Here is a 14,217-nt window from a genome sequence, read left to right on the forward strand (position 1 = left end):
CTTTTATAATTTCAAGCAATTCCAACTACTTATAGAAAATTTAATCTTTTGTAGCGTAAATGTATTCCAACATAATTCATCCTTACCATTATATAACTAGTCAGGTCAATAAAACCAAATACCTGCTTAAAGATTAAGTATAAAAAGCTACAATATTGGAAAAATTCATTGTATAGTTTTTAAAATAAAATTTATTTGGGGAATATACTTATGAATATGAGGAGAGCAGGTTTTCTGCTTATTAGTTTTACATTGGTTCTAATTACTCTTGGAGTAAGAATTTTTTACTTACAGTTCTATACTGGAAAAAGTTTATCTATTGCAGCCGACACACAGAGGATATCTGACATAGACATTGATTTTCCCCGCGGAGATATCCTTGATAGGAATTCAATCCCCCTAACCAATAGAACCAAAGAGATTTATGTAGTATTAAAACCAATTTATCTAAGAGAAAAGGAAAGCGAAATGGCAAGTATTGCAGAAATACTTGGCCTTGAACTAAGCGGACTTAAGAGAGACATAGCCTTTAGGAAAAGTCCTATGATAATGACCTGTAGTCAATATGAAAAGGATGCCTTAACAAAACTAAATTCCCAAGGTATATCCTTTATAAACTCTCTTAAAAGATATAGCGAAAACTCTGTAGCAAAACATTTAACAGGTTATATAAATGAAATTGATAAAACAGGACAAACGGGGTTAGAAAAATTCTTTCAAGACACACTAAAACTCAATTCCAAAAGCAGCGTAGGTGTAATCACGGATGCGAAGAATAACCTGGTTACAGGTCTAGGTTACAGGTTCATAGAGCCGGAGCCAGTAAATAAGCTCAGCGTAAAGCTTACTCTGGACTATCATATACAAAGAATAGCTGAAGATGTTATGAAAAAAAGCGGCTTAAAAGGTGCAGTAGTCATAGAGGATGTAGTAAGTGGAAATGTCGTTGCAATGTTAAGTAAGCCCGATTATGACCCTAATAATATTGAAAAATATTTATCAAGCGCTGACAAAGAACTCTTTAACAGGGCAGTAGCTTCTTACAATCTTGGCTCCATATTTAAGATAATTGCCCTTGCAAGTGCTTATGAAAATGGTATTGATCCTAATATGAATTACTTTTGCCCAGGATATATTAATTTGGGAGATAAAGAGTTTAAATGCGGTTCGTATGCCAAAGGAGGCCATGGTTTTATTGGTCTTGAGGAAGCTTTTGCATCTTCATGTAACCCATATTTCATAGAACTTGGCATCAAAGTTGGGGCTACAAAAATTATTAACACTGCAAAGAAGTTTGGATTGGGCAACTACACAGGAGTTAACGAACAGGGTATTGAGGAATCAGCCGGTAACCTTCCCGACCCAAACAAATACTATACCTATGGGGACATCGCCAACATCTCAATAGGTCAGGGGGATGTACTTTCAACCCCGCTTCAGGTGGCTGATATAGTTTCAACGATTGCCAACGGCGGTATAAAAAACAGGGTAAACATAGTTGATTCTATAATTGACTCAGATAACAATACTTTAAAGGTTGTAAAAAGTAACGAAGGTAAAAGGATTATCTCAAAAAAAGTATGTGATAAAATAAAGCTTTTAATGGAAATGGTTACCATAAGTGGCACAGGAATAAAAGCAAACCTCGAAAAGTATGGTGGAGCTGGAGCAAAAACGGGAAGTGCTGAAACAGGGCAATACATAAACGGTGAAAAAATCGTTCATGCATGGTTTGCAGGATACTTTCCAAGATTAAACCCAAGGTATTCTGTTTGTGTATTTATTGAAAATGGAAAAAGCGGTGGAACAATTGCGGCCCCAATATTTGAAGAAATCGCCAGAGAAATCCTTGTAAAGGGTCTGTAAAAAAGAATAAGGCTTGTGTCTTGATAATCTTTGGAGTAATACTCTTTTATGGGATATTACTCACTTGATGTCTTCAAGCCACAAGCCTTTATTTTATGTACTCGCCATACAATAGATAATTTACAAAGTAAAATCAGTTGAAGTTTCTTTTGGAGTTATTTCTTTTGCCCAAAATTACTTATACTGACTCTTTCAACTACGCTATTAGCTTCATCAGAAAACCATACCTGCATAATGTCTCCTGCCTTAATATCCGTAATAGCCAGTTCCGTCTGCTGTGCTCCGTTATCGCCTCTGCTCATTTTTGTTATGGATACGCCTTCTGGTATTGTTATAGTTTTAGTTTCTCCTGTGTAGGTCAATTCCATTTTAGGGGCTGCACCGGACGCCATATCTGGTGGTGCTCCATCCCTTTTAGGAGTATTACCTGATTCCATATCTGGTGGAGTACCACGATCCATTTTTGCACCATCACCAGTTGCCATATTAGGCCTTTCTCCTGGATCACCTTTCATTTTGCCTCCTTCGGTTCTTTCTCCTCCTCCACCTGGTCCTCCTTTTCCCCCAAACCTAGGCATTTCAACTATCTTAAGGGAAATCTCTCTACCATTAACAGACACAACCTCTCCTCTTAATCCAGCAGCATCTGACGGGTTCTGACGTTCCCCTCCGCCGTCCTTATTGTTATACCCACTATTAGAGGCTACCTCATTCCCATCATAAGTTGGATCTGTACCTTTGCCAGCTTTTGAACTACAACCTGTAAATGTCGCTACTATCAAAACTGCTAAAATAATTGCCAATCTTTTCTTCATTTATTCTGCCTCCTGATTATTTATGTTAATTAATCTTCAATGACTATAATCTCAACTTCCCCACCATACTTTAATGAATCATCAAAATAGACGGAGATTTTATCATACTTGTGTGTAACATCAATTTCATCAGTACCTTTTTTCTCGTAATTGCCATCATAATCCAAGAAATATATAGATGCGTTACTCTTCAAATTGTAAATTTTTCCGCCTATTTTTACTCTGGTGGAATCAACTGCATCAAATGTAAAAGTCTTAAGCAATGGTTGTCTTGTAGAATTTATACCCATAATTTTCCCATCTCTCATCTCAACCTCTACAACACACCCCTCGTATACATCATCCGAGTTATAGTTGGTTGTATATTCTTTATCACCAATTAAAATGGTATTTGTGTACACTACTTCGCTTGAGCGCGAATAGGATGATTCCTTTTTGGTAACTACACCTAAGTACTCATCTTCATCGAGAATGTTATCAACTAACATTACATTTATATCCTCAAAAGGTCCTACCATGTTAAGGTACTTAATCTTACCCGGAAAAACAATTCCGTCCGGAAGTTTTGAAGGATCCATCAAATAAATATTACAGTCGGTTCCATAAACTTCATTTACAATATTAAATATTTTTATATTGTCTGCAAAATAATGTGAATCTATTGTCTTTTTGTTAGTGTCAATTTCATATTCCTTTGAATTTAGATAATCTAATTTCTGGAGTTCAACAACTGGAAACTCATCAGCTGTTTCCTTGTTAACCTCCTTATATTTTACTAATTTTGCAGTATAAGTTAAATCATTATTATCATCACCATCATCCGCAAGCCTGTATGTCTTTGTTGTATTATCAGTATGTAAAAGCTTTACATAGGTATATTCTGTACCATAGTTTTCCACCGATGTTGATTTCTCTTTATAGTTGTTCAATACAATGGCATAGTCCGAATTGTCTTCTTCATCACTTGAATACATATCAACAACCTTGCCATCATAACCTAGTAAGACGGTAACACTGTCTTTTACTTTCATAACGCCCTGGCTGTTTATTTTGCTCAAATCCATATATTCTCCAAGTTCATAGGAAACACCATCAACAGATATTTTTTTCGGTGATACCTTATTGGGAAGAATATCTGTAAGCTCACCGTCAACACTGTTCTCAACATCTAGAATATATTTATTTCCTCCCCAAATGTCAGTTACCTCATATATAACATCATCCTGTTCAATTTCCGGTACCGTAATTATGGTACCGCTTTTTGTAATTTCGATTCTGGATTCAAACTTAATTTTTCCAACACCTTCATTTGTCTTATTGGATTTACCAACCACTTCGGGTTTACTGTAAATCGGATCGGATATAACTGCATATTCATATCCAGTTCCACTTGCGTTTTTGTTAAAGACAATAGAGGAGCACTTTTCAAGAAGCCCAGGAATAGCATCATATTTCTGCTGAACACCTTTATAATAGTACGTTGGTGCACTCGGAAGAATCATACTATGGGTTCCGGTGGCATCTTTGTATGTAATGGTAGTACTACTGATACTGTCAATGCTTAGGTTCAATGAATCACTCATATTGCTGTATACACCATAAATAGTATTGTCATCTACATTCAATCTGTACTTATTACCCAGTTCAAGCTTTATACTGGCATCTCCGATAATAAAGGTCCCTTTATCCGTTAAAACCTCTCCTTCAGATACTGAAGAAGATGTTTCAGACGTAGCAAGTACAATATATTGAGCATAACTGTCAATTGTTTCAGAAAATTTCTTCGCAGGGTTTGACTTCAATGAAGAGTCAAGCAAATTGTCCAGCATTACTGCAACAGCCCATCTTGGCATCTGATCATTACTGGTAAAATTAACTCCATCGGAAAGTCCAATTTCCTTGGCTTTTACCAAATAACTCTGAGGCCATGTACCAGAAAGGTCGGAATCGGTGTATCCAAGCATCTTCACTAAAACAGTACAAACCTGTGAATATGTAACACCCTCAGTAGGATGGAACTTACCGTCAAGCATTCCTTTCATATACCCCAATTTTACCGCTGCGTTTACAAATCCGGATGACCATCTCGAAGAACTTATATCAGGGAAAACTGTCGTTTTCTTATATATATCAGCCTTATAATCCTCATCTGCCGCTGCAATAATAAGCCTTGCAAACTGCTCTCTAGTAATCATGTCATTGGGTTTGAATTCACCGTTTTCATTTCCGTTTATGATTCCTAAAGATGCCAGGTGGTTTACCTCATCTGCATACGACGCCTTTGGGGATACATCTGAAAATGCAGCAAAGGCAACACTTGAAACATTTAAAGCAATTACAGCACTTAGTACTGAAACAGCTAATTTTACTTTATAGTTCATTGTATCTAACCTCCATTTTATAGAATTTTATTCGTATCTTAAACCAAACAATATTTATTCATAACGAAGTGCATCAATAGGATTAAGACGCGCTGCCGTTTTCGCCGGTAGATATCCAAATAACATTCCAATACCGACTGAAATACCAAATGCAAGGAGCACCGAAGCCGTAGACGGGGTTACAATTATATCCGTCTCTGTCAACATTGAAATCACCTTAGTGCCTACACTTGACAATGCATATCCAATTATTATACCTATAATCCCTCCAATCGCACTTGTAGTAGACGCTTCAATAACAAACTGACGCATAATGTGTTTTTGTTTTGCCCCAAGTGCTTTGCGTATTCCTATCTCTCTTGTACGCTCCGAAACTGAAACAAGCATTATATTCATAATACCGATACCACCCACAACAAGTGATATACCTGCAATAACTGCAAGGATCGTAATAACAATATTGATCATCGAGGTCATAGTATCGAGAAGCTCGGACATGCTTGTTATTACATATGCATTATCATCTTCAAATACATCATAGAGCTTTTTGTCTATAAGGTCTTTTGCCTTTGAAACCAGATCATCACTCTTTACAGCGAAAGAATAACTTGTTCTCGCACCAAATGAGGCAAACATCTTTGTAGCAGTACTATATGGAATATAGACTGCATCATCGGTGCTGCCTTCATCAATTTCATCAACATCATCAGTTTCAGCATCAAGTACACCTACAATCTCAAACTTCTGCCCATTGATTCGAAGTGTTTCTCCTATACCTCTTCCATTAAAGTATTCATTACTTAAATACTTTCCAATGACAACAACCTTGTTCCGGTTTACTGTATCTATATAGCTAATAAAGCGGCCTATAGCAAGTTTGTAATCCTTCATATCCATATAGGCCTCGCCAACACCGGTTACTGTGGTTTCACTCGTGGTTTCGGAACCGATTTTAACCTGTCCTGTTACACTTACATTCGGAGAAAGACTCTCAAGATATTCCGGATTTTCCTCCACAATTTTGAACATATCTTCAGTAGAAACATTACGGGTGGAACCACGTCCTGTTATATTAACAGTAAGTAAATTAGTACCCATGCTCTTAAAAGTGTCAACCAGGTAATTCTCCATACCGTTTCCAAGACCTACAATAACAATAACTGCTACAATACCTATTATTATACCAAGCATAGTGAGAAGGGAACGCACCTTTCTTGCAAGTATATTGCCTATTGCCATCTGAAAAGATTCAAAAAAACTCATGCATGCTCCTCCTCCCTTTTGGCTCCAACTAATGAATTATCTTCATTGGATGGCCCATCGTATATAATTTTTCCATCTGCAAGACGAACAATCCGCTGTGCTTGTGCCGCAATTGAGTTGTCGTGGGTAATGAGGACTACCGTATTCCCTTCTGAATGTAACTTCTTAAGAAGTTCAAGAACCTCTTTACCGGTCTTGGAATCAAGAGCGCCTGTTGGTTCGTCTGCCAATATGACAGACGGGTTACCTGCCAACGCCCGGGCAATAGACACACGCTGCTGTTGTCCACCAGAAAGCTGGCTTGGGAGGTTATTCAGTTTGTTTTCCAACCCAACACGAGTAAGTGCTTGAATGGCACGTTCTTTCCGTTCGCTCTTTGAAACCCCTGCGTACAACATGGACAATTCGACATTTGCCAGCACAGAAAGTTTAGGTAGCAGATTGTACTGCTGAAAAATAAATCCAATCATTTTATTTCTGACTTCCGCAAGCTCATCATCATCCATGTCGCTCACATCCTGCCCGTCTAAAAGATACGTACCGGATGTAGGAATATCAAGACAACCTATAATATTCATACAGGTAGACTTACCGGATCCTGACTGTCCTACAATAGCTACAAACTCTCCATGCATAATCTGCAATGAAATGTCGTCAACTGCACGTACTTCAGTATCTCCCATTAAGTATATCTTGAAAAGATTTTTGAATTCAATGAGTGGCATCATCTCATGCCGCCTCCTCCCGCAGAACCACCGCCTTGTTGGCCGCCGCTTCTTTGAGAGCTGCCACTTTGACCACCACTCCTTTGCCAGTTACCTTTTTGACTACCGCCCATTTGACCGCCACCTGGCATTCCGCCACCCATTTGGCCGCCTGTCATTCCGCCGCCCATTGGCCCCATCATCATACCCATCTGATTGTTGGCAGTACGATTTTGGATAGCAACTTCATCACCTTCTGACAACCCACTCTTGATCTCAATGTAATCAGTATCCGATACACCAGTAGTAACCTCTACATATTTATACCCTTCTGGTGCCTCAAATTTTGTATTTGACTTTGTATTTGACTTTGTATTTGGTTTTGTATTTGATTTTGTATTTGATCTTGCATCGGTTTTTGTATCAGATTTTGCATCTGCATCGGTAGTTGGTACAAGCACCTTATTTTGACGTACGACAGCTTCAGAAGGCACACACAGAACGTGTTCATAGGATTTAAGCACGATTTCTGCATCAACATTCATTCCTGGCAGCAATCCATCTGTTTTGTCAATCTGGATTGTAATAGGATAAGTTGTATTCCCGCTTGAAGTTGTTCCATTGATGTTTACTTTAGTAACAACCCCATCATATTTTTTATCTGCTATGGATTCCGAAGTAATACTAACTTTCTGTCCAACGCTTACCTTTGATATATCCAATTCATCAATGTTAAGAGTCATCTTGAGATAGCTCAAGTCAAAAATCGTACAAAGTGTCGCTCCGGATTCAACTTTATCACCTTTTTTGTAGTTTTTTTCAATAACAGTTCCTCCAATCGGTGACTCGATAGTGTAACCGTCCAACGATTTTTTCTGATTGTCTAGAGATAGTTCTGTTTTGCGAAGATTATTCTTTGCACTTTCTATTTCATCCTCAAGAGTAGCACTGTCAAGCACAACTACTACTTGATTTTTATCAACATAGTCTCCTTCATTAAATTTTATGTTCTGAACTTCTCCTGAAGTTTCAGTAACCACTTTGGATTCAGTCTTATATGTAAATGCTCCACTAGCACTGGAATCAATACTTTCTATCACTGCCGAAGCCAGCTGTCCGGATTGAATTCCGCCCGGATTTGTTACATCTATAGTTACTTGCCTTACCAGCATTCCTCCTGTTAATATCTCATCAACTGCATTGATTTCCGAAATAGTACCAGGTAGAACCTCAAAGGAACCATCAAGAGTCACAGATGCCTTCTGGCCGACCGTGAACTTTTTAGCATCCTCTACTCCAAATGGAAGCTTAAGACTCATAACAGAACTGTTCCTTATAGTTGCAACCGTCTGGCCTTTTTGAACTTCATCACCGACTTTTACATCTATCGAAACAATTGTCCCACTATCATCAGCATGTACAAAGAGATCATCGAGACTTTCCAGTTTTCGTTCATAGTTTTTACGGCTCTCATTCAGACCGATTTGGGCAGACTCAAGGTTTGTTGATATATTTGAACTATCGATCTCATAAAGGACAGCGTCCTTATTGACAACATCTCCCTCTTCAAAATCAGCCTTTAAAATATCACCTGAAGTAAGCGTCGTTACCGTGTACTTATCGGCAGGCTCCAACGTTCCTGTACCTGTAAGCGAAACTTTCAGATCACGATACTCGGCTTTTTCAAGCGTATAAGAGCTTGCTGAAGCTGGCTGCATTCTCCTTGTATTAAGGAAAAAAGCAGATGCCGCAATAGCAAAAACAATTACAACCGAAATTAAGATAGCTAAACGTTTGCGAGTTTTTTTCTTCTTTGGTTTTGTAGAATAAAGTGGGGCAGCCATACTATCTGCCACGTTATTTCGTTTTTTCTTGAATAGTAGTGCCATTTTTGTTAACAACTCCTTTTTAATGCTTAAGTAAGTATTAATTAAATTATATCCCTGCCAAATGAATTCATTGTGAACTCTTGATGAACAATTGGTGAAAAATATTTCCTTCAGCCCATATTATTTATCGTATTTTTAAGAGTTAGCGTTAATATTTATGCCAGATACTGTTTATGAGAATTAATTACAGTGATAAAAAAATCAGCTATAATTCATAATCATAGCTGATTGGATATTAAATTTTGAGGAGCAATAATTAATGTTCTTTTTTAATATGCCCCTTATAAAAAAATCGTGGAAATCCATTGCCATCCCATTCTTGAATCTTCTTTGTATATTCAGAAACTATTTCATCTGCCTTTTCTTGCGTTATCTTGCCTTCCTTTACTCTCAAACCAATATGTTCTTTAAATTTAGCTATTAGCTTTGCTCTTTTTTGTTCAACAGGAAGCTTATTAAATTCCTTAATATCTTTAATTCTTGCATCAATTTCCCTGATCTTCTTATCTGCTTCTTCCTTTGAAATCTTACCTTCCTTCTCAAGCTTTAAGATTTCTTCTCTTTTGTTTTCCAATGCTTTTATCGGGTCTTTACACATTTCATCATTCCCCTTATGGCATCGCGGCTTAATACATTTGTCCTTTGTAACATCACCGTCTTTTTGATGACTTGCATTGGGAGTTGATGATTTTGAATCAACCGGAACGGCAAATGCCGCAGTGGCAAAAAGGTTCCCTGCTAATACAGCAGCTAGCAATATTCTACATATTTTCATTTTTGCATCTCCCCTTGATTTTAAGTTAGTGTCTGAATTCCCTTCGCTTGCCTCGTTCTCTTCATTCGAAAGAGGCGAAATGTAGATAACATTCACTTCCTTAATATAACCACCTTCTGAGATTTTATATTGAAATTATTGTGGCTCTTTTATGAGCACTCTTCCACCAAGTCCAAGTTAAACCAAAATTCAACGCCACCTTCAACATTTTTTACGCCATAATCATTACTGTGGGCTTGCTGTATAGCTTTAACAATCGAAAGTCCCAAACCGGTTCCTCCATATTCCCTTGTTCTAGACTTATCTATTTTGTAAAAACTTGTCCATATCTTTTCCAAATGTTCTTCATTAATATTTTGTCCAGAATTATAAACCAATACAACACATTTTGATCCAGCTGTATTCACTGAAACTCTAATTATCCTATGATTGTCTGCATGGTTAATGGCATTGTTAAGATAATTGCTGAAAATCTGTTCAATTCTGTCATAATCTGCATTTACCATAACATCAACACTTTTCTCAATGCTTAAACTTATGCCCTTCTCTTTAAAAATCAAATCGTTCTTTTTTACAACCTGTTCAATCAAGTTAAGTATTTTAAAATCACTTCTGTCTAAAATCAGTTCTCCTGACTGTATTTGTGAAAGTTCGAGAAGCTGTTTTACAAGCTTGTTCATTTTACAAGCTTCATCAACAATAACGTCACAATAAAAGTTTTTGTTCTCTTCATCATCATTGACATTTACCTTAAGACCTTCTGCATAGCCCTGTATTAATGCAATTGGAGTCTTTAGTTCATGAGATACACTGGATATAAACTCTTTTCGCATCTCATCTATTTTTCTTTCCTTTTCAATATCTTCCTTCAACTGTTCATTGGCGTCTCTAAGCTCTGTTATAGATTCCTCCAACTGTTCTGACAAGGAGTTAATACTCTGACCTAGCTGTGCAATTTCATCTCTTGTTGTTACAGTGTATCGTTCACTGAAGTCTAAGGTTGACATACGCTGTGCAATACTATTTAGCTGAAGAATGGGCTTTGTAAACTTCCTCGAAAACAGGAAAATAAAAATACCCCCTGTCAGCAAGGTTATTGCCCCTGTAAAAACGAAAAATTTATTGGCCACGTCGACATTTTCCTCAATAGCTGCAACAGCAGTATTTAAATAAATATAGTCTCCGTTATATAATGTTGAAAACACGCTTAAAAAGTTGGAACCCATTCTTATATCCTTACCGTTTTCAATAATTATTCCTTCTTTTTTAAGCTGTTCTTCCTTTGCTTTAATAAAAAACTCAGGTGCATTCTGTATATTCCGCTCAGGCTGTCTGAACCTTGTTCTTGGTGATGAACCTGCTTTTTTTTGCATGGAATCATATACAATATTGAAATCATGATCCACAATAACTATATGAAGACCTTTCATCCTCTCAATCTTTTCGAGTTCAAGATACATTGTATCGTTGTTATGCTCGTACAGTTCATCTATCTTCTTTAAGTTATCTATCAATGTATTCTTTTTATTGTACAGGTAATAATCTTCCAAAAATACATTATTTAAAATCCATGACATCGCAACAAAAAAAAGAACAAGGCTTATCAATCCCTTAGCCAGTTTAAAACGAATTGAATACTTCATTTCTTCACCTCAAACTTGTAACCCAGTCCACGGACTGTTTGAATAAAGTCCCCCTTGTCACCAAGCTTAAGTCTTAACTTTTTTATATGTGTATCAACTGTTCTGGCATCTCCAAAATAGTCATAATCCCAAACGGAGTTCAGAATCTGATCTCTTGATAAGGCTATTCCCTTATTATCTGCTAAAAAGACAAGAAGTTCGAATTCTTTTGGACTTAAGTCAAGTTTAACACCGTCTATGTATACATCCCGGCCAATCTCATTTATTTCAAGTCCATCAAACAACTTTGTCGAATACTCCGCATTTCCAGACCTTCTTAATAAAGCCTGGACTCTCGCAACAAGTATCATTGGGCTGAAAGGCTTTGTAATATATTCATCGGCTCCAAGGTCGAACCCAAAAAGCTCATCAGACTCGTCACTTCTTGCAGTAAGCATAATAACAGGTACACGCGAACTTTTTCTGATTTGTCTGCAAACCGACCAGCCATCTAATTCCGGCATCATTATATCCAATATAATCAGGTCAATACTCTGGTCACTATTGAAAATATCCAATGCTTCTTTTCCATTTTTGGCTTCCAAAACTTGAAATCCTTCTTTTTTTAAGAAGTCCGATAACAGCTTTCGCATTCTTGCTTCATCGTCAGCTATTAATATTTTCATCCCGTTCATCCAAACCCTCCTCATAGCTTATAAAGGCAATGCTAATGACATTATACGTTTGAAATGTCAGGCTGCTCTATATTAATTATAAATCCTCTTCTAATAATTATACAAATACTAAATGATGTAATTGTGACAGATTTGTGATATTTCTGTGAACGTCAAATAAAATTCGGAGTATTTAACCCAATCAATTTATAAATATTTTTTATCAATGTACTTGCACCTTGTAAAATAAATACTCATATAATTAAAAGGTAGCTTATTTATCGGAGGTGCCCCTACCTTGTTTACAATAGCGTGCACATTACTTCTTGAAGCAATCAGAAATATATTCTTTCTTTTTGGATATGTATCCAATGTAAATTCCTTTCCACAGCCACTAAGTCCTGATGAAGAACAGCACTATATCAAGCTTCTTAAAGAAGGAGATGAAGAAGCAAGAAATATCCTAATTGAAAGGAATTTGAGGCTAGTAGCTCATATTGTTAAAAAATACAATGCAACAATCGGCGACTGCGATGACCTCATCTCCATTGGAACTATAGGCCTTATTAAAGCAATTGCAACATTTAATCATGAAAAAGGAACGAGGCTGGCAACATACGCTGCCCGATGCATTGAAAATGAGATTTTGATGCAGATTAGATCCAGCAAAAAGATCCAGAGTGAAGTTTCTCTTCAGGATCCAATAGGTGTTGACCGTGAAGGGAACGAAATTGCACTCATTGATGTAATCGGAAATGAAGCTGAATCAGTTGTGGAAGAAGTAGAGCTAAAAATGCAGGTTAAGCGTTTATACAACAAAATGAAGGTAGTACTTAAGAGCAGGGAAAAAGTTGTCCTTGAACTGAGATATGGGCTCTTAAACGGTACCAGCAAAACTCAAAGGGAAATAGCGAAAATGCTTGGTATTTCGAGATCCTATGTTTCCAGAATTGAAAAGAAAGCTATAAAGAAATTGGGTAAAGAATTAAAAGCAGAGGGCTGTCAATGACAGCCTTCTTGATACATCAAGAACTCTTACACTCTTTTACATATTCTTTGAACGACTTCTTTTTAAATATTCCTTGCAGTATATTCTTCAAAAGCAAAATAGTTATTGGACCAATTATCATCCCTATAAAGCTAAACACCCTTAATCCCACATACATTGAGAGCAAAGTCACTAACGGATGTAACCCTATTTGCTGGCCTAAAACCTTTGGCTCTATCATCTGTCTTACCACTAATACCACTCCATAAAGTATTATCAGCGAAATGCCCATTCGTATATCACCTGTGATGAAATTGTAGATAGACCATGGAATCAAAACCCCTCCAGTTCCAAGAATAGGCAGCGCATCTATGATACTAACTAATAACCCTAACAGTAAATTTTGCCTGACACCAATAATGCCAAAACCTATACTTAACTCAACAAATGTAATACTCATCAATATAAGCTGTGCTCTAATATAGCCAAATAGTGCTGCGAACATATCGTTTTTTATGCTCACAACATTATCTACCCATGATTCCGGAACATTGAATTTAATATAATTATAAATCTTTTCCCTGTCAGCTGCCATAAAATACGTTGAGAGTATAGTGACAATAACAAAAATTATAGCCTGTGGAATTGATATAGCAGTATTAAATACTCCTTTTGCAAATCTACTTCCTATACCTGATAATGTACTCGTTAAATCTGCTATCATACCTTCAGCATTCTTAGTTACCTCTTGTGGAAGTTTAAAGTATATATCCGACGCTTTATTTATATAATTTCTTATATTATTATAAATCTCTATGGAATACTGAGGCATCATGTCATACAAACTCAGTGCTTCCTGATAAATTCTTGATATCAACAGCGCGAGCAGTCCTCCCACAATAACTAAAACCAGCAAAAGTGAGAATACTGTGGCAATCTTTCTATTAAGTCTCACCTTCTTAATGAGAAACTTAATCAAAGGCTCTACTAAAGACGATAAAGCAAATGCAATTAAAAATGGTGCGATATATAGAATTGAATTAAAAAATACAAAAATTCCTAGTACAGTACCCCCAATAATAAGCAACAACCTTAAAAATAGCTTTAAACCTTTATTCATATGAACTCCAACATATATTATATTTGTACTAAAAAAGCTAATACAGATATATATATGATAATATTTTATTGCAAATAGAGCAAGCATAAAGTATAAATAACATTTTTATACATTTCAGGA

General features: G+C 36.6%; 11 protein-coding genes. 2 read left to right on the forward strand and 9 right to left on the reverse strand.

Annotation, left to right across the window (positions count from 1 at the left end; genetic code table 11):
* Positions 1-210: 210 nt before the first annotated feature.
* Positions 211-1,866: a peptidoglycan D,D-transpeptidase FtsI family protein gene (locus tag ACECE_RS0224535; protein WP_010252281.1), complete on the forward strand. Its 1,656-nt coding sequence runs from the start codon at positions 211-213 to the stop codon at positions 1,864-1,866.
* Positions 1,867-2,021: 155 nt separating this feature from the next.
* On the opposite strand, the gene ACECE_RS0224540 is transcribed toward ACECE_RS0224535, so the two are convergent.
* The 8 genes from ACECE_RS0224540 to ACECE_RS0224575 form a co-directional block, all read right to left on the reverse strand.
* On the reverse strand, positions 2,022-2,681 hold the full coding sequence (locus ACECE_RS0224540; protein ID WP_010252285.1) for a hypothetical protein: 660 nt from the start codon (positions 2,679-2,681) through the stop codon (positions 2,022-2,024).
* A 29-nt stretch (positions 2,682-2,710) separates the two neighbouring features.
* Complete coding sequence (locus ACECE_RS0224545) at positions 2,711-5,062, reverse strand: S-layer homology domain-containing protein (protein WP_010252286.1); 2,352 nt, start codon at positions 5,060-5,062, stop codon at positions 2,711-2,713.
* 54 nt (positions 5,063-5,116) lie between these two features.
* Positions 5,117-6,325 (reverse strand): ABC transporter permease, encoded by a 1,209-nt coding sequence (locus ACECE_RS0224550; protein ID WP_010252288.1) that lies wholly within the window; start codon positions 6,323-6,325, stop codon positions 5,117-5,119.
* Positions 6,322-7,053: an ABC transporter ATP-binding protein gene (locus tag ACECE_RS0224555; RefSeq protein ID WP_010252290.1), complete on the reverse strand. Its 732-nt coding sequence runs from the start codon at positions 7,051-7,053 to the stop codon at positions 6,322-6,324. Before ACECE_RS0224555 ends, ACECE_RS0224550 begins: the two co-directional genes overlap by 4 nt.
* Positions 7,050-8,918, reverse strand: a complete 1,869-nt coding sequence (locus tag ACECE_RS28795) for an efflux RND transporter periplasmic adaptor subunit (RefSeq protein ID WP_010252291.1) — start codon at positions 8,916-8,918, stop codon at positions 7,050-7,052. Before ACECE_RS28795 ends, ACECE_RS0224555 begins: the two co-directional genes overlap by 4 nt.
* A 256-nt stretch (positions 8,919-9,174) precedes the next feature.
* The gene (locus ACECE_RS0224565) at positions 9,175-9,789 is read right to left on the reverse strand and encodes a lipoate--protein ligase family protein (RefSeq protein ID WP_010252293.1); all 615 of its coding nucleotides are present in this window, start codon (positions 9,787-9,789) and stop codon (positions 9,175-9,177) included.
* Positions 9,790-9,842: 53 nt separating this feature from the next.
* The gene (locus tag ACECE_RS0224570; RefSeq protein WP_010252295.1) at positions 9,843-11,336 is read right to left on the reverse strand and encodes a sensor histidine kinase; all 1,494 of its coding nucleotides are present in this window, start codon (positions 11,334-11,336) and stop codon (positions 9,843-9,845) included.
* A complete protein-coding gene (locus ACECE_RS0224575) occupies positions 11,333-12,010 on the reverse strand; it encodes a response regulator transcription factor (protein WP_010252297.1) in 678 nt (225 codons plus the stop codon). The genes ACECE_RS0224570 and ACECE_RS0224575 overlap by 4 nt, the downstream gene beginning before the upstream one ends.
* A gap of 277 nt (positions 12,011-12,287) precedes the next feature.
* Between ACECE_RS0224575 and sigK the strand changes: the two genes are divergently transcribed.
* On the forward strand, positions 12,288-12,998 hold the full coding sequence (gene sigK / locus ACECE_RS0224580; RefSeq protein WP_010252299.1) for an RNA polymerase sporulation sigma factor SigK: 711 nt from the start codon (positions 12,288-12,290) through the stop codon (positions 12,996-12,998).
* Between the two features lie 16 nt (positions 12,999-13,014).
* Here the strand turns inward: sigK and ytvI are convergent, their stop codons facing one another.
* Positions 13,015-14,097 carry a sporulation integral membrane protein YtvI gene (gene ytvI, locus ACECE_RS0224585; protein WP_026073991.1) on the reverse strand — a complete coding sequence of 361 codons (1,083 nt, stop codon included), beginning with the start codon at positions 14,095-14,097 and terminating at the stop codon, positions 13,015-13,017.
* Positions 14,098-14,217: the final 120 nt, after the last annotated feature.

The organism is Acetivibrio cellulolyticus CD2 (assembly GCF_000179595.2).
GTDB classification, from domain to species: Bacteria; Bacillota; Clostridia; order Acetivibrionales; family Acetivibrionaceae; genus Acetivibrio; species Acetivibrio cellulolyticus.